The sequence below is a fragment of the Pseudoalteromonas sp. ABV4_021 genome (assembly GCF_056159365.1).
On record NZ_JBSWVB010000001.1, the window covers coordinates 85,001 to 101,703 of the forward strand.

Consider the following 16,703-nt stretch of genomic DNA (forward strand, 5'->3'; position numbering starts at 1 on the left):
GACTCAGTGAAATTGAAATCGCAGTGAAGATGCTGTGTACCCGCGGCTAGACGGAAAGACCCCGTGAACCTTTACTACAGCTTGGCACTGAACATTGACCCTACATGTGTAGGATAGGTGGGAGGCTTTGAAACACAGTCGCTAGATTGTGTGGAGCCGTCCTTGAAATACCACCCTTGTAGTGTTGATGTTCTAACATAGGCCCCTGAATCGGGGTTGTGGACAGTGCCTGGTGGGTAGTTTGACTGGGGCGGTCTCCTCCCAAAGAGTAACGGAGGAGCACGAAGGTTTGCTAAGTACGGTCGGACATCGTACGGTTAGTGTAATGGTAGAAGCAAGCTTAACTGCGAGACAGACACGTCGAGCAGGTACGAAAGTAGGTCATAGTGATCCGGTGGTTCTGAATGGAAGGGCCATCGCTCAACGGATAAAAGGTACTCCGGGGATAACAGGCTGATACCGCCCAAGAGTTCATATCGACGGCGGTGTTTGGCACCTCGATGTCGGCTCATCACATCCTGGGGCTGAAGTCGGTCCCAAGGGTATGGCTGTTCGCCATTTAAAGTGGTACGCGAGCTGGGTTTAGAACGTCGTGAGACAGTTCGGTCCCTATCTGCCGTGGGCGTTTGAGAATTGAGAGGGGCTGCTCCTAGTACGAGAGGACCGGAGTGGACGAACCGCTGGTGTTCGGGTTGTGATGCCAATTGCATTGCCCGGTAGCTACGTTCGGAATCGATAACCGCTGAAAGCATCTAAGCGGGAAGCGAGCCTCGAGATGAGTTCTCACTTTAACTTGAGTTAACTGAAGGGCCGTTGAAGACTACAACGTTGATAGGCAGGATGTGGAAGTGGTGTGAGCCATTAAGCTAACCTGTACTAATTACCCGTGAGGCTTAACCATACAACGCCAAAGTGGTTTAGACCCGCAGAAGTTGAATAGTCTCTGAAAAAAGAGACAAATACTAAAGTAGACATTTACTTAAAAAAAGCTTTCCAGATTTAGATTTAAGATTAACTCTTAAGTCAACCAGATTTGCTTGGTGACTATAGCGTTTTGGAACCACCTGACCCCATGCCGAACTCAGAAGTGAAACGAAACAGCGTCGATGATAGTGTGGGTTCGCCCATGTGAAAGTAGAACATCGCCAAGCTCCTAATTAAGTAAAAAGCCCGCTCATTGAGCGGGCTTTTTGCGTTTTAGACATAAAAGATTTTAGGATTAAGCAACCAGAGTTCAGGATATTGCTGAATCCTGAATCCTGAATCCTGAATCCTGAATCCTGAATCCTGAATCCTGAATCCTGAATCCTGAATCCTGAACCCTGAACCTAAGCTGGCTCGGCTTCTTCTTGCGGTGAAAAAATCACTGCTGGGTCGATAATAATGCTGTGCTTATTATTCATATTAATAAGGCCTTTCATCATATGACGGGTTTGTGGGTCGATATCAAAACCAATCGAAGTTAATTGTTCTATTACCCGTTAGAGGCGTTGGCCTTTAAGGCTTAACGTTTATTATTCTTTGGGCAAGAAAAAAGCTGGAGGAGAAAACCAGCTTTTTGCAGATCAGACAATGGAAAGATGAAAATCAGTATACGTTAAACAGTATAGTAATATTTTCCGTCTTTTGTATAGTTATTTTGCTGTTTTTTTAATCTGATTTAAGCTGGCTAACTAATTGTTGAGTGTTAAACTGGACAACATATAACTATGTGATTATAAAATTGACTGCCTAGTTACATTAAATAAGTCCTGTTAAAAAAGGGAAGCAAATGACAAAAATAATAAAATGGCTTTCATTATTCTTCATTATTGGTGCATTAATCGCCACAGCAACTGTATATGGCATACTCACTTTGAGCTTACCGGAGCTATCGGGTAAAACGCAGGTTTCTGATATATCAAGTAACACTTCTCTGGAACGCGATGCATTAGGGCACGCTGTGATCAATGCTAAATCACGAAAAGATGCAGCGTTTACATTAGGCTACGCGCATGGACAAGATCGTTTCTTTCAAATGGACTTACTGCGTCGCAACGCTGCTGGTGAACTTTCGGAATTATTTGGCAAAGCAGCGGTAGGCTTGGATAAAAAAATGCGCTTTCATCAATTTAGAAAGCGAAGTAAAGAAATTCTTAAAAGTCTACCACCAGAGCATACGGAAATTCTCAAACGTTATGCGCAAGGTGTTAATTTAGCGCAAAGCCATACACCTTACTCAAGCTTTGAATACTTATTAACAGGTGCAAGCCGCAAACCATGGCTACCTGAAGACAGCTTGCTTGTTATTTTCAGCATGTATCTCGATTTACAATCAAAAACGTTTAATCGCGATTTAACTCTTACTTATATTGCTGAACAATTTGGTAGCGAAATGGTTAGCTTCTTAACCCAACCAAGTCAATATCAAGCAGCACTCGATGGTTCAGAGTTTGAATTGGTTGAGTATGCAATTCCATCGATTAACAAATCGCTGTTTACTAATGTAACGCATGAAATTCATGAACCTAAAGATATTGGAAGTAATAACTGGGCTGTGACTGGTAGGTTAACTGAATCTGGTAATGCATTATTAGCAGATGACATGCATTTAGGGTTAGCCGTGCCGATTATTTGGTACCGCACCCAGCTTAACTACATTGAAAATGATAAGAGCTATCAAATAACAGGGGTTAGCTTACCTGGAGCACCAGCTGTTGTTGTTGGGACAAATGGTCATGTCGCTTGGGGATTTACAAATGCATATATCGATACAGCAGATTGGATTGCACTGGATGAAACACAAGAGACGAAGACAATTCATGAGCGCATAGTCACGCCAGATAAAGAATATATGTATTCGCTTGAAAAAAGTGAGTTTGGTCCGGTAAAACATATCGCAGGCAAGAAATATGCGCTGAAATGGGTTGCTCATCAAGATTACGCAGTCGACATGGAGTTAATGAACTTAGAGCGCGCAACGAATGTTGAAGAGGCATTATCGATTGCAAAAACGATCGGTATACCTGTACAGAACATGTTAGTCACCGATAGTTTGGGGAATGCAGCGTGGCAAGCAACCGGCGCGATTCCTGCACGCACAACGCCAACTGAAATTGCAATTAAGCCTGAAGTATTTGATACCAATTGGCAATACGATGCAGTAGACGTTCCTTTTATGGTAAATCCAGAGAATAATCGTTTATGGAGCGGAAATAGCAGAGTAGTGAGCGTTGAACAAGATAAGCGCTTTGGCAACGGAGGGTACGCTTTAGGTGCTCGTGCTAAACAAATACAGCAGCGTTTATTCGAAAGGGAACAATTTAGTGAACACGACTTTTATCAAATTCAACTTGATAACCAAGCGATATTTTTAAAACCGTGGCAATCGCTATTGCTTAAGGTACTTAACTTATCGCCTGAGAAGTATGCACAAGATATCAAGTTAGTTGAAAATTGGGGCGAATGTGCATGTGCAAATTCTGTAGGCTACACCTTGGTTCGACGATATCGCTCGGCATTGATAAATAAACTGTTCTCCCCAATTGAAACACGATTAAGAGCAGAAGGGCTAACATTAGCACCAATTAAGAACGATCTCGAACCTGCAACGTGGCAATTAATAAATAGTTTTACCGATCAATGGTTGCCGCCAAGTGTTGCCTCGTGGCCTGAATTATTAAGCACAACATATATCACTATGAAGAGCGATTTGCTCACCAAACACACTGGAAGTGACAGCGGATCTTTAAATGAATTAACATGGGGAGCTGTAAACGAACTTAATATAAAGCACCCGTTTAGTGAACAGATCCCACTGTTAAGTAGGTTGCTTGATATGCCTAAAACACCAGCATTTGGCGACAGTTTTATGCCTGCTGTACAAGGGACTAGTTTTGGCGCATCACAGCGTTTATTTGTGCAACCAGGGTTAGAGCAAAAAGCGATTTTAACTCTGCCAGGCGGGCAAAGCGGTCATCCTTTATCGCCTTATTACCGGGCTGGTTACAATGACTATATTGAACTAAAGAATACGCCTTTGTTACCAGGTGAAATAGTGCATCGCATCGACTTTGAGAAAAGGTAAACGTAAAAAAGGGCATCATATGATGCCCTTTTAACAATCGCTTCTGCTACAAAGCAATAGTTCTTGGGAATTAGTGTGAGCTTACCTTGATACGTTCAACTAAATCCTTTGATTTATATTCTTCCGAAAGAGCAAAGTCTAATTGTACTAGGTGTTGTTTGTTAGTGTTTTTTGTAGGTGTGTACTTCCACTGTTTTAATGCGCGTTTTGCTTCGCGATCAAATATTCCTTTTGGTTCAGCAGATATAACTTTAACGTTATCTGTTTGACCATCTGCTGTTAAAGTAAACCCTAATACTACCGAGCCTTCAATCCCCTGATCTGCCGCCTGTTTAGGATATACAGGTTCAATGCGTACAATAGGTTGTGCTTCTTCTTTGCTGTATTCTTTAGTGCCTTCGCCGTATTTAGCAAAGGCTACACTAGTGAGTCCTGCAAATAGTACTAAGCTAAGTAATACATTTACAATAACATTGCCTTTTGGCATTTTTTGAATTGTGTTTAAACGTTGTTTCATCGTACTTTTCTCCATGTAGTAACTGTAACTAGAAAGTGAGTTATGATTGTCAGAAACACATGCAATTAAAGCGCGACAATATGCTATTCGCTGTGTTCTGTTTGCGTGAGCTAATACAGCAGCATCACAGGCAACTTCTTGTTGTTTTCTGTACTGGCTGTAACCGATCCAGCAAAGAGGGTTAAACCAAAATATAAGTAGTAAGGCGATGGCAAATGCATTGCTCCAGTTATCTTGGCGCGTGTAGTGCACCCATTCATGTTGATAAATGAGTTTTGCTTGCTCGGTATCGTAGCTTGCATGAAAGTCTCGGGGGATAAAAAGGCGCTGTTTGAGTAAGCCAAAAAGCACCGGGCTATTCACTGAATCGCTATAGTAAACTGGTAAATGGCTGTTTATTTTATGGCTAAACTGCTTATTTTTATTAAACTTTTTACCAATTGAAATGTGTTCGTAGATGACAAGAAAAGCCATTAAGCTAAACCCAAGTAGCCAAATCATGCTAACAAAGCCATAAATATCTAATGACTTAGATTGCGCTTTTACTGACACTACATAGTGATGCAACTCAGTTTCTAACGATAAGCTATTAGAAATAGGTAAGTTATTTAAGATGAGCACAAGTGGAACTAATAGCCACAAGGTATATTGAAACTTAGCGCTTAAAAAACTGTGGAGTAACTTACTACACAGCAATACGCAGACAATGGCTAAGCTTAACGGCCAAAGCTGCTCTATTAGCCAATCAATCATTATTCTTTTCCCATTTATCGATCAAATGCTTTAGCTCATCGATATCTTGCTTACTTAAGTTTTTATTTTTGGCAAAGCCTGTAACCAATGGCGCAATGCGGCCATTGAATAAACGCTCAATCAGGCTTTCACTTTCTTGTACTTGATATGCTTCAATTTCCAACACCGGAGAATAAATATAGCTGCGACCATTTTTTTCAAAACTAATTGCACCTTTTTTTACCATTCTGCCAAGCAGGGTTTTGACTGTTTTTTCGTGCCAGTCTTTTTCTTTATTTAGTTCATCAACAACCGTTTGCGCGTCGGCTGGGTGAACTCGCCATAATGCTTGCAGCACTTCAAATTCAGAATTACTAATATCCATAAAGATTACACGTGTAATTAAAACTAACATAAGAATTACAGTTGTAATCAATTTCGTCAAGAATTATTTTTGCTGTTTTTTTAAACCATAAGTTGCTAAAACTCGTAGTAGCATAAAAACAAAAAGGCCTTGTTATGAATAAATTAACGTTACCACTGCTGTTTTCACTGGGTTGTCTGAGCTTGCCAGCTGTTGCCTCAAACGTAGAGTTTAAGCTTGAAAAGCTGTCAGATAATTTACATGTGCTATACGGGCAAGGAGGCAATATAGCTATTAGCAGCGGGCAGGATGGTATTTATATTGTAGACGATCAGTTTGCTAAATTAAGCGATGGTATTAAGGCGCAAATTAGCAAGTTACAAGATGGAGCGCCAGAGTTTGTTATTAATACTCACCATCACGGCGATCATACTGGCGGTAATGAGAATTTTGCTAATGCGGGAAGCCATGTAATTGCGCATCACAATGTATACAAACGCTTAAAAGACAAACATGGTGAAGGCTCAAAATACTTACCCGTAATTAGCTTTGGTAAAGATATGATACTGCACTTTAACAACGAGCACGCGCAGCTATGGCATTATCACAATGCACATACCGATGGCGATGCGGTTATTTTCTATAACAAAGCCAATGCAGTACACATGGGTGATATCTTCTTTAATTTAAATAGCTTACCGTTTGTCGATGTGGAAAGTGGTGGTTCGCTAGATGGGGTAATTAATGCTGTTACCAGCACGTTAGGCAAAATAAACGATACAACCAAAGTTATTCCTGGCCACGGTCCGGTAACCTCTAAACAAGGTTTGCAGTCTTACTTAGCTCTTTTAAAGCAAGCGAGAGAACTTATGCTAAATGCTATGGCGGATGGCAAAAGTCTAGAGCAAGTTTTGGCGCTTAAACCACTTGCTAGTTTAAATCTCACTTATTCCAATTGGTTGCCCGAAGAACGCGTTACTAAGCTATTTTATTCGAGTCTTACAAATGAAGCTAAAAGCGATTAAATTTAGTTAAATTGAGTTACTAGCCTTTTAAAAGTATCTAACTCCGTTTGGCATGACGTTAGACCTAAAATCATTTATTTGCCCAATTGAGGTAATTATTTGTTACTGTTTGTGTCACTTAATACATTGGAGTAACAAGTATGTTGAATGATAAAAATGATTTACCAGATTTAACAATGGCGGTTCCAAAGAAAAAAGGAGCAATCGTAGGTGCGATTGTTGGTGTTGTCGGTTTATCACTGATTTATTCAGCGATGTACACGGTTGATGAAGGTCACGTTGGTATTATCAAACGTTTTGGTGAAGCAAAAGAACAAGTAAACCCAGGTCTACATACTAAAATACCATTTGTTGATGATGTTGAGGTACTGGAGATCCGTACTCGCAAAAATGTTGAAAAATTAAATGCATCAACACACGAGCAAATGCCTGTAACAGCTGAAGTATCAATCAACTGGACGGTAATGCGCGAACAAGCATTTGATCTATTCAAAAGTTACGGTGGTTTAAGTCAGTTTGAAAGTCGAATTCTCGATCCAAAGCTGCGCTCTGCGACAAAAGATGCACTAGCGCGATATAAAGCAGAAGAGCTAATTCAAAATCGTTCGCAGGTAATTGCACAGATTGAAGAGCTTTTAGTTGAAGAAATGAAAGAGTACCCAGTAAAACTAGACTCGGCTCAGTTAGAGAATTTAGTGTTACCACAAAAGTACATTCAATCAATTGAAACCAAGCAAACTGAGAAAAACCTAGCGGCAGCAGAAATGCACCGTTTAGAGCGCCAAAAACTTGAAGCTCAGCGTGAAGTAAACACGGCAATGGCGCAACGTGATGCGGCAAAAGCAAAAGCCGATGGTCAAGCATATTCGATTCGCGTAGAAGCAGAAGCACAAGCTGAGGCAATAAAGCTTAAAGGTCTTGCAGAAGCGCAAGCTATTCAAAAGAAAGCTGAAGCAATTAAAGCAAATGCAACGCTTGTTGATTATATGCGTGCACAGCAGTGGAACGGTCAAATGCCAACAACCGTAATGGGTGCAGACCAAAGCATTTTATGGTCAATGGATGGTAAAAAGAAATAATAAATAGGAGGGTGTATGGCGAATTGGTCTTGCCCTAAGTGTCAGTGCGAAAGCTACGACACAGATGAAATAGCTACAACGGGTAGTGGCTGGTCAAAAATCTTTGATATGCAAAATAGAAAGTTTACCGCGGTAGTATGTAAAAACTGTACTTACACTGAGTTTTACCGAGGAAAGACAAGTACCTTAGGCAATATTTTTGATTTGTTCACTAACTAGCTTTAAATAAAAAAACGCTGCAATTGCAGCGTTTTTTATTTTGTCTTTATGCCACTAGGGCTCTTATTCTACCAAGGTAAAACGTTTAAACACTTTTCCGTCGCGTTCTATTTCTTCTAAAAACATTTCAATTGGTCTTACCCACAGCGCTTGCTCGCCATAAAGTGGTTTATACAATACAAGCGTTTCTTGTGTTTCGCTATGAGTAACAGTGTCAATAACTTGGTAAAAGTTACCTTTAAAGTGCTGGTATTTTCCTGGTTGTATTTTCATTATAAAAAGCTTGAAACCTCAGTAATGTCTTTTTTAATTAGCGCATGCTCAGGAACCGTTGCGTTTTCGGCTGGGTACCCTGCAATAATTAGCATATAGGGTCGCTCATTATCTTTATTTCTGCCACAAATATCAGTTAAAAAACTCATGGGTTTTGGGGTATGGGTGAGTGTAACTAAACCGCTATGGTGCAAAGCCTGAATTAGAAACCCGGTGGCAATACCCACACTTTCATGCACATAGTAATTAGTGTTTTTATCATCAATATGAATGCCGCCTTTCTTTTGGCTGAAAATAGCGATAAGCCAAGGTGCATGCTCTAAATAAGGCTTTTGGTCGTCAGTGCCAAGAGGTTTTAGTGCATCGAGCCATTCTTCACCAGCACGACCCTCATAGAAAGAGCGTTCTAAATCTTCGGCAGCTTCTCTTATTTGCTTTTTAACATCCATACTATTGATGGCTACAAAATGCCATGGTTGATGATTTGCACCACTTGGTGCGGTTGCGGCAACTTTTATACAGGTTTCAATTATTTCTTTTGGTACAGGCTTATCTGAAAACGAACGAATAGAATGGCGACGTTTACTGGTATCTAAAAATGTTTGTGCCCGATGTAACATTTCATCTTGAGGGTATTCTATAAAGTCTGAGAGTGGTACTGATTGATGATCTTGCATAACTTTTCCCTTTTTATTTTTGTTATATCCTTGGTATCACTTAGGTGCAAATATTTTTAAGTGATATTGGTGGTCAATGTGAAAAATAGTTAACCATCAATTTGTAATTACAGATACTTACAGTCACATTAGGTTTCATTCGCTATAGTAAAAAACCTTATAAATCATGGAGTCGACTATGAGAATAATTCTACATTTAATATTACTTTCTTTGCTGTCTGCTTGTGTAGTGTTTCCTGTTACAGATAAAGAAGCAACCCGTGTTGCAAAATTGCGCTGCGAGCTTTCTAGTGACAAGAAAATACTAAAAGTGGTTGATGTTGCGAAAGCAACTAATACCTTTTACAGCGTGTCTGGGTTCGTACTGTCTTCCATAATCATTCCGGTATCTGGTTTGTTATCGGGTTCTTATACCTTAGTAAACAATATCTACTTTTATGGCGAGCAAAAAATTAAGTGTGATGATGGTGCTAATAAAAGTCATTAATTAGCAGGTTAAAATCGATCACTTTATGATGTTCTTAAAAATCGATTACAGTAATCAAATTAATCTGTTTTATCTTTTTAACTGAATTTCTTAATCTATATATCAAGCCAATCGGAAAGCATTAATTAATTTTTCCGATGACTAATTTCATTATAGAGAGAGAAATATTATGAGCACATCGTTAATCAATACAACTATCCAACCTTTCAACGCAATGGCATACCACAATGGTGAGTTTGTTGAAGTTTCTGAAAAAGACGTTTTAGGCAAATGGGCAGTTGTTTTCTTTTACCCAGCTGACTTTACCTTTGTGTGCCCAACCGAACTTGGCGACTTAGCGGATCACTACAGCAAGTTACAAGAAATGGGTGTTGAAGTGTACTCAGTATCAACCGACACACACTTTACACACAAAGCGTGGCACGATACGTCAGACACAATTAAGAAAATTCAATTCCCAATGATTGGCGACCCTACTGGCCGTATTACACGCAACTTTGGTGTAATGATTGAAGAAGACGGCTTAGCACTACGCGGCACATTTGTAATCAACCCTGAAGGTGAGATTAAGGTTATCGAAACTCACGATTTAGGTATTGGCCGTGATGCGGGCGAACTGGTTCGTAAAATTCAAGCTGCACAGTATGTTGCATCACATGACGGTGAAGTTTGTCCTGCTAAATGGCAGCCAGGTGATGAAACACTAGCTCCTTCATTAGACCTAGTTGGCAAAATCTAACACCTCTTACCTTGCTGCCTGTTAGAGCAGGCAGCAATTTGGTTTACCGATTAATGTCATTTAAGGAATGATCATCATGAACAGTATTTTAGATAACAATATCAAAACACAATTACAGAGCCATTTTAGCAGTATTGTCGACCCTGTAGAGCTGGTCATTGCCTTAGATGACAGTGATAAATCACAGGAAGTAAAAGCCTTAGCACATGATCTTTTAGCACTAAGTGAGCACTTTTTAATTCGTGAAGACGATTCAATTGAACGCAAACCAATGCTGTCGATCCGTTCACCGAAAAGAGGCACCGAAATTAACTTTGCAGGTGTGCCAATGGGCCACGAGTTTACAAGCTTAATTTTGGCACTGTTGCATACGGGGGGCGTTGCTACCAAAGCAAGTGAGCTGGAAGTTGAACAAATTAAGGGTTTGCAAAGTGCACTTAACTTTGAAGTGTATATTTCACTGAGTTGCCAAACATGCCCAGGAGTCGTACAAGCGCTTAACACAATTGCGGCTTTAAATTCTAATGTTACGGTTACAATGATCGATGGCGCACTGTTTCAAAGTGAAGTGTCAGAGCGCAACATTTTGGCCGTACCAAGCGTGTATTTAAATGGTGAGTTGTTTAGCCAAGGTGCACTTACACTCGGTGACATTATCTATAAGCTCGATGATGGCGCAGCAGAAAAAACAGCCGAGCTACTGTCACAAAAAGATGAATTTGATGTACTTGTAGTCGGTGGTGGGCCAGCAGGCGCTTCGGCAGCTATTTACGCGGCGCGTAAAGGCTTAAGAACAGGTATTGTAGCTGAGCGCTTTGGTGGTCAAGTGGCAGATACTGTTGGCATTGAAAACTTTATCTCGGTGCAAAAAACAGAAGGGCCTAAGCTGGTGGCACAGCTTGAAGAACATGTTAAAGACTATGATGTTGATATTATTACGCAACAAAAAGCGGTTACCTTAGGTAAGTCTGGCAATGTAGAAGTCGCACTGGAAAGCGGTGCAACACTGTCGAGTAAAAGTGTGATTTTGGCAACAGGAGCACGCTGGCGTGAAATGAATGCACCGGGCGAGCAAGAGTATCGTGGTAAAGGTGTTGCTTATTGCCCGCACTGTGACGGCCCGCTATTTAAAGGCAAAAAAGTGGCAGTGATTGGTGGTGGTAACTCAGGCATTGAGGCAGCTATCGATTTGGCTAATATCGTTGAGCATGTCACTGTATTGGAGTTTGCCGACACTTTACGTGCCGATGAAGTGCTGATCAAAAAGGCCAACAGTCTGGGTAATATTGAGATTATTAAAAATGCGCAAACTACCGAAGTTATTGGAGATGGCACACGAGTAACTGGCCTAAATTATACGGATCGTGTCTCTGGCGACGAACATAATCTTTCACTTGCCGGTATTTTTGTACAAATAGGTTTAATTCCAAACACTGAGTTTTTAAAAGGCAGTATCGAATTAACCCCATTTGGCGAGATTGTTATTGATGATAAGGGCGCTACATCAATGCCAGGTGTGTATGCTGCAGGTGATGCGACAACCACACCATTTAAACAAATTATTATTGCTATGGGCAGTGGAGCAACAGCAAGTTTAGGCGCATTTGATTATTTAATTCGCCATGCTGATGGCACGCAGCAAGTAGCATAAGTTTATCCCTTATACATAATACGCCCACTATTATGTGCAAAGCCGCTGATCATTTAGATTGGCGGCTTTTTTGTTAATCATTATCGCTATGGGCTGCACTGTAACTGTAAGTTGCATAAGTTTTTCCCTTTCCACAATACGACCGTTATTAAGCGTACCGCCGCTAATTAGTTTGAATGGCGGCGTTTTGTTAATAAACCGTTAATCACCGAATTTAACCTTTAATCATTTTTACATGGTTATGTTGCGTTCACTTTCCTTAGACTGACCGATGAAATATTGGCAATAAACAAAAAAGAGAACGCAAATGTTATCAATAACAGGGTTATCAAAAACGTACGACAACGGTGTAAAAGCACTGAATAATGTAAATCTCGAAGTGCCAAAAGGCATGTTTGGTTTATTAGGACCAAATGGTGCAGGTAAATCATCACTAATGCGCACCATCGCTACACTTCAAACAGCAGATGCCGGTCAAATTACCTTTGATGGTATTGATGTATTCAATGATCCGCAAAGTTTACGTAAACGCTTAGGTTATTTACCACAAGATTTTGGTGTGTATCCGCGTATTAGCGCGTATGAATTACTTGACCATATGGCGATTTTAAAAGGCCTCGAAAGTAAAGGTGAGCGTAAGGAAGCTGTTGAGGGTTTACTGGCACACACTAATTTATTTCAGCATCGCAAAAAAGCGGTAAGCGGTTTTTCTGGTGGTATGCGCCAGCGTTTTGGTATTGCACAAGCATTGTTAGGCGATCCTGATTTAATTATTGTGGATGAGCCAACAGCGGGTCTTGACCCTGAAGAGCGAAACCGTTTTCACAACTTATTAGTAAGCCTAGGTGAAGAAAAAGCCATTATTTTATCAACTCACATAGTTGAGGATGTATCTGAGCTTTGCCCAAATATGGCAGTGTTAGCATCGGGTCAAATTTTACTAGAAGGCAACCCAATTGCGCTTACCGATCAGCTTAATGGTCAGATTTGGAAAAAATCGGTATCGCTTGATGAAGCACAAGAAATTGAATCGTCTATGCCGCTTATTTCGAAGCGCTTATTTGCTGGTAAAACCATTGTGCATGTAATGGCTGAAAACCAGCCAGAAGGTTTTGATGCAGCACCGGCTAACTTAGAAGATGTTTATTTCTCAACGCTACTACAGCACCGAAAAGCAGCGTAAGGAGGCGATATGTTTTTAAAAATGCTCGCCTTCGAGTGGCGCTACTTTACTCGACAACCTTCGTTTATTGTTACGAGCAGTATTTTCTTTCTGCTAACGTTTTTTGCGACTGTATCTGAAAATGTGCAAATTGGCGGTGGCGGCAATGTGGTGTATAACGGCCCATTTTCTATCGCACAAACACTTCTAATATTGGGCTTTTTTGCCATCTTTTTGGTGGTGAACTTTGTTGCAAGCACAGCAACACGTAATGAAAGCTCTAAAATGGCGGAGATTTTATATTCTAAGCCAATAAACCCTGTTAGTTATCAGCTAGGGCGCTTTTTCGGCTCATTTGCTGTGGTATTAACTGTGTTTGCGTTTGTGCCGCTGGGTATTTTTCTGGGTACCACACTGGGGGCAGCTGCCGGTTGGGTGGATGTTGAGCGCTTAGGGCCAACTGTATTAAGCCATTATTTCACAGCATTCTTCTATTTATCTGTACCTACTTTATTAGTACTCGCCTGTATTTTTTACGCAATTGCGATTCGCTTTCGCTCAATGATGGGCGTGTATTTAAGTGCTGTGGCACTCTTTATTGGTTATAACGTGGCAGTGCAATTCGCCGGTGAGCCTGCATATCGCGAATTAGCAGCATTGATAGACCCGTTTGGCTACAGTGCTTTTGCTGAGGTAACCCGTTACTGGACCATGCATGAGAAGAATAACTCTGCAATTGAGTTAAGCGGTGTATTACTACAAAACCGTGCAATTTGGCTGGTGGCAGCGATTGCTATTTTGGCATTGTTTGGCGGCTTTAAACGCGGGCTAACATTGACTAAAGTAAAAGCGAAAAAAGCTGAAAAATCAGCTGTAAATGACAGTTACACATCAGCACTTGCAAACCGTATTAATATTAAAAATAGCCCTCGAATCAATACCCTTGCTCACCTTAAAACACGTACGTTTTTTGAAGTGAAACAAGTGATTTTTAGCGCGCCATTTTTGATTTTAGGCTTAATTACCTGCTTTATGTTAATGGCGCCACTATTCGACCCACAGGGTATGTTTGGTACGCCTAATTGGCCACTTACTCAAACCATGGTGCAATTAGTAGCTGGCTCTACCGGTTTATTAATGCTGGTGATATTAGCTTACTACAGTGCAGAAGTTGTTTGGCGTGAGCGCAACTCAGGTATGGGCGATATCATTGATAGCATGCCTGTAAACAACATCACCTTTTGGTTGTCTAAATTCATCGCCATAGCACTTGTTTTTGTACTGCTTTATAGCTTTGGTACGTTTGTTACAGTTGCTAACCAAGCCCTTAAAGGTTACACCAACTTTGAATTATCACAGTATGCATTCCGTTTAGGTTATATCAACCTTGTGCCACTGATGATGACAGTGGTGATGGCATTCTTCCTTCAAGTAATTAGCCCGAACAAATATGTCGGTATGCTGTTGTTTATGGTGTACATCATTGGAACATTAGTACTTTCTAACTTTGGCTTTAGTCATCCAATGTGGCAATTTGCCGATGCGCCAAGCGTGCCTTATTCAGACATCAACCAATATGGCCACTTCTTAACAGCGCATAACTGGTTTATGTTGTATTGGTTAGGTGCAAGTTTAGTTTTAGGTGCATTGAGCTATGCACTTTGGCATCGAGGCCCTGAACAACCACTTAAAGCACGTACCAAGCTAGTACCTTATTATTTAGGTGCCTATGGTAAAGCGACCGTTGCAGCTGGTTTAATTATCTTTATTGCTAGTGGTAGTTACATTTACCAAAACACTCGCGTATTGCATGTGTATCAAGAGCAGGATGATTTTGAGCTTGAACAAGCTAGTTATGAAAAAGCGTATGTTCAGCACAAAGAAGATAATATTCCGGTAATTACTAAAGTAGATATCAACGCGGATATTTTCCCATCTGAACGTAAAATCGAAGCAACCGCCAATATTGAATTTACCAATGTGGGCGATACGGCGATTGAGAAGTTTATGGTGCATAAACCGCGTTATACCGAACAGTACTCAGTAGAGTTAGCGGGTGGCGCGTTAGGTGAATTAGATAAAACCTACAGCCTTGCATGGTTTACGTTTGATAAGCCATTACAGCCAGGTGAAACACGTAACGGTAAGCTAAGTGTAGTACGTGAACATAAAGGTTTTAGAGCAGGTAATGAAGATTTTACATTGCTTAATAATGGTACCTTTATTAACAACGGTGATTTATTACCTCACTTCGGCTACTACGAGGGCTATCAAATTGTTGACCGCCATAAGCGTCGCAAACATGGTTTAGAGCCATTAGAGCGTGCCAATAAGCTAGAAGACGACCGTTACTACAATGAAAGTTTCTTTGGTAAAGGTACAGGTTTTATTGACTTTGAAGCGACCATTTCAACGTCGGAAGATCAGTTTGCAATTGCGCCGGGTTATTTAACCGAAGAACGAGTAGAAAACGGCCGCCGTATTTTCCATTACCAAATGGATGCACCTATGGTGAACTTCTACTCAATTATGTCTGCACGCTTAGAAGCGAAAAAGGAAAGCTATAACGGGATTGATATCGAGATCTACTATCATAAAACCCATGATATGAATGTGGATCGTATGATTGAATCGGTGAAAGACTCGATTGATTACTTCACCGAAGCGTTTGGCCCTTATCAGCATAAACAAATGCGCATTATTGAGTTCCCAGGTTACCGCTCATTTGCACAAAGCTTTGCCAATACGGTGCCGTATTCAGAAGAAATTGGTTTTATAACTGACTTGCGTGACCCTGAAAACATTGACCCTGTTTACTATGTAACAGCGCACGAAGTGGCTCACCAATGGTGGGGGCACCAAGTAGGTGCGGCCAATGTACAAGGCAGCGCAATTATCTCTGAAGCTTTATCGCAATACAGCGCGTTAATGGTAATGGAGAAGAAATATGGTCCTGAGAAAATCCGTAAGTTCTTAAAATACGAGCTTGATCGCTACTTACGTGGCCGTACTACCGAAGCACTTGAAGAAATGCCATTTATGCGCAGTGAAAACCAGCAATATATTCACTATCGTAAAGGCTCTGTGGTGATGATGTCACTAAAAGACCGCCTAGGCGAAACGCGCTTAAACAAAGCTTTGGCAGATTTCTTAGCGGAATTTAAGTATCAGAGCACGCCTTACCCAACAACGCTTGATTTAATGTCATACATTTCTCAAGATGCAAATGACAGTGAAAAGCAATTCGTAAGTAACTTGTTTGAGCACATCAGCTTATACGATTTAAAAACCACGGAAGTTGCAGTTGCTGACCAACAAGATGAAAATGGCTTATACACAGTTACACTCACTATTGATGCCAAACTAAACCGTGCTGACAGTAAAGGTAAAGAAACTGAAGTAGAGTTTAGCGATAAAGTCGATATTGGTTTATTCAGTGCAGACCCTGAGGATTTATCAGCGGATAACACCGTACTTTACTTGCAAAAGCATGATATCAAATCAGGTGAAAACATTATCGAACTGAAAGTAAATGAGTTACCTAAGTTCGCCGGTGTTGACCCATTTGTGAAGCTTATTGACCGCGACAGTGGAGATAATATTAAGAAGCTGTAATACTCATAATTCATATGTACTTACCAAGCCTTATCAGTTTTACTGATAAGGCTTTTTAGTTTACTTGAATAACGTTATCCCGTAGTTTGGATTAACT

13 protein-coding genes and 2 rRNA genes (1 of these 15 cut by a window edge) are annotated in these 16,703 nt (G+C 40.7%); 11 read left to right on the forward strand and 4 right to left on the reverse strand.

Features of this window, described 5'->3' with window-relative positions; all coding sequences use genetic code 11:
* From ACXAFE_RS00355 to ACXAFE_RS00365, 3 genes are all read left to right on the forward strand, one after another.
* A 23S ribosomal RNA gene (locus ACXAFE_RS00355) occupies window positions 1-901 on the forward strand; it begins 1,982 nt to the left of the window's first position.
* 135 nt (window positions 902-1,036) lie between these two features.
* A 5S ribosomal RNA gene (gene rrf, locus ACXAFE_RS00360) occupies window positions 1,037-1,151 on the forward strand.
* Between the two features lie 620 nt (window positions 1,152-1,771).
* The gene (locus ACXAFE_RS00365) at window positions 1,772-4,066 is read left to right on the forward strand and encodes a penicillin acylase family protein (protein WP_475146937.1); all 2,295 of its coding nucleotides are present in this window, start codon (window positions 1,772-1,774) and stop codon (window positions 4,064-4,066) included.
* A 70-nt stretch (window positions 4,067-4,136) separates the two neighbouring features.
* Here the strand turns inward: ACXAFE_RS00365 and ACXAFE_RS00370 are convergent, their stop codons facing one another.
* On the reverse strand, window positions 4,137-5,336 hold the full coding sequence (locus ACXAFE_RS00370) for a M56 family metallopeptidase (protein WP_475146940.1): 1,200 nt from the start codon (window positions 5,334-5,336) through the stop codon (window positions 4,137-4,139).
* Entirely contained in the window at window positions 5,329-5,730 is a 402-nt protein-coding gene (locus tag ACXAFE_RS00375) for a BlaI/MecI/CopY family transcriptional regulator (RefSeq protein ID WP_010562245.1), read from the reverse strand. Before ACXAFE_RS00375 ends, ACXAFE_RS00370 begins: the two co-directional genes overlap by 8 nt.
* A gap of 104 nt (window positions 5,731-5,834) precedes the next feature.
* Here ACXAFE_RS00375 and ACXAFE_RS00380 point away from each other — a divergent pair, with 104 nt between their 5' ends.
* The 3 genes from ACXAFE_RS00380 to ACXAFE_RS00390 all read left to right on the forward strand — a co-directional run bounded on the left by ACXAFE_RS00380 (window position 5,835) and on the right by ACXAFE_RS00390 (window position 8,002).
* Window positions 5,835-6,704, forward strand: coding sequence for an MBL fold metallo-hydrolase (locus tag ACXAFE_RS00380; protein WP_475146944.1), 870 nt, complete (start codon window positions 5,835-5,837; stop codon window positions 6,702-6,704).
* Window positions 6,705-6,844: 140 nt separating this feature from the next.
* Complete coding sequence (locus ACXAFE_RS00385; protein WP_054980979.1) at window positions 6,845-7,783, forward strand: SPFH domain-containing protein; 939 nt, start codon at window positions 6,845-6,847, stop codon at window positions 7,781-7,783.
* Window positions 7,784-7,798: 15 nt separating this feature from the next.
* Complete coding sequence (locus tag ACXAFE_RS00390) at window positions 7,799-8,002, forward strand: zinc ribbon domain-containing protein (protein ID WP_010562248.1); 204 nt, start codon at window positions 7,799-7,801, stop codon at window positions 8,000-8,002.
* Between the two features lie 63 nt (window positions 8,003-8,065).
* Here ACXAFE_RS00390 and ACXAFE_RS00395 read toward each other — a convergent pair whose 3' ends face one another.
* Window positions 8,066-8,275, reverse strand: a complete 210-nt coding sequence (locus tag ACXAFE_RS00395) for a DUF1653 domain-containing protein (protein ID WP_372771010.1) — start codon at window positions 8,273-8,275, stop codon at window positions 8,066-8,068.
* A complete protein-coding gene (locus ACXAFE_RS00400; protein ID WP_475146949.1) occupies window positions 8,275-8,952 on the reverse strand; it encodes a nitroreductase family protein in 678 nt (225 codons plus the stop codon). Before ACXAFE_RS00400 ends, ACXAFE_RS00395 begins: the two co-directional genes overlap by 1 nt.
* Before the next feature lie 178 nt (window positions 8,953-9,130).
* Here ACXAFE_RS00400 and ACXAFE_RS00405 point away from each other — a divergent pair, with 178 nt between their 5' ends.
* The 5 genes from ACXAFE_RS00405 to ACXAFE_RS00425 all read left to right on the forward strand — a co-directional run bounded on the left by ACXAFE_RS00405 (window position 9,131) and on the right by ACXAFE_RS00425 (window position 16,606).
* Window positions 9,131-9,439, forward strand: coding sequence for a hypothetical protein (locus ACXAFE_RS00405; protein ID WP_475146951.1), 309 nt, complete (start codon window positions 9,131-9,133; stop codon window positions 9,437-9,439).
* Between the two features lie 169 nt (window positions 9,440-9,608).
* Complete coding sequence (ahpC, locus tag ACXAFE_RS00410) at window positions 9,609-10,178, forward strand: alkyl hydroperoxide reductase subunit C (protein ID WP_038638889.1); 570 nt, start codon at window positions 9,609-9,611, stop codon at window positions 10,176-10,178.
* A gap of 85 nt (window positions 10,179-10,263) precedes the next feature.
* Window positions 10,264-11,829, forward strand: coding sequence for an alkyl hydroperoxide reductase subunit F (gene ahpF / locus ACXAFE_RS00415; protein WP_475153578.1), 1,566 nt, complete (start codon window positions 10,264-10,266; stop codon window positions 11,827-11,829).
* A gap of 307 nt (window positions 11,830-12,136) precedes the next feature.
* Window positions 12,137-13,012 carry an ABC transporter ATP-binding protein gene (locus tag ACXAFE_RS00420; RefSeq protein WP_336434243.1) on the forward strand — a complete coding sequence of 292 codons (876 nt, stop codon included), beginning with the start codon at window positions 12,137-12,139 and terminating at the stop codon, window positions 13,010-13,012.
* Between the two features lie 9 nt (window positions 13,013-13,021).
* Entirely contained in the window at window positions 13,022-16,606 is a 3,585-nt protein-coding gene (locus tag ACXAFE_RS00425; protein ID WP_475146960.1) for an ABC transporter permease/M1 family aminopeptidase, read from the forward strand.
* Window positions 16,607-16,703 lie beyond the last annotated feature (97 nt).

Bases quoted from the DNA above. Each gene is read 5' to 3' on its own strand.
- ACXAFE_RS00380 (WP_475146944.1), top strand. From the start codon at position 5,835: ATGAATAAATTAACGTTACCACTGCTGTTTTCACTGGGTTGTCTGAGC.
- ACXAFE_RS00395 (WP_372771010.1), bottom strand. From the start codon at position 8,275: ATGAAAATACAACCAGGAAAATACCAGCACTTTAAAGGTAACTTTTAC.
- ACXAFE_RS00405 (WP_475146951.1), top strand. From the start codon at position 9,131: ATGAGAATAATTCTACATTTAATATTACTTTCTTTGCTGTCTGCTTGT.
- ACXAFE_RS00390 (WP_010562248.1), top strand. From the start codon at position 7,799: ATGGCGAATTGGTCTTGCCCTAAGTGTCAGTGCGAAAGCTACGACACA.
- ACXAFE_RS00420 (WP_336434243.1), top strand. From the start codon at position 12,137: ATGTTATCAATAACAGGGTTATCAAAAACGTACGACAACGGTGTAAAA.
- ACXAFE_RS00370 (WP_475146940.1), bottom strand. From the start codon at position 5,336: ATGATTGATTGGCTAATAGAGCAGCTTTGGCCGTTAAGCTTAGCCATT.
- ACXAFE_RS00375 (WP_010562245.1), bottom strand. From the start codon at position 5,730: ATGTTAGTTTTAATTACACGTGTAATCTTTATGGATATTAGTAATTCT.
- ACXAFE_RS00425 (WP_475146960.1), top strand. From the start codon at position 13,022: ATGTTTTTAAAAATGCTCGCCTTCGAGTGGCGCTACTTTACTCGACAA.
- ACXAFE_RS00365 (WP_475146937.1), top strand. From the start codon at position 1,772: ATGACAAAAATAATAAAATGGCTTTCATTATTCTTCATTATTGGTGCA.
- ACXAFE_RS00385 (WP_054980979.1), top strand. From the start codon at position 6,845: ATGTTGAATGATAAAAATGATTTACCAGATTTAACAATGGCGGTTCCA.
- ahpC (WP_038638889.1), top strand. From the start codon at position 9,609: ATGAGCACATCGTTAATCAATACAACTATCCAACCTTTCAACGCAATG.
- ACXAFE_RS00400 (WP_475146949.1), bottom strand. From the start codon at position 8,952: ATGCAAGATCATCAATCAGTACCACTCTCAGACTTTATAGAATACCCT.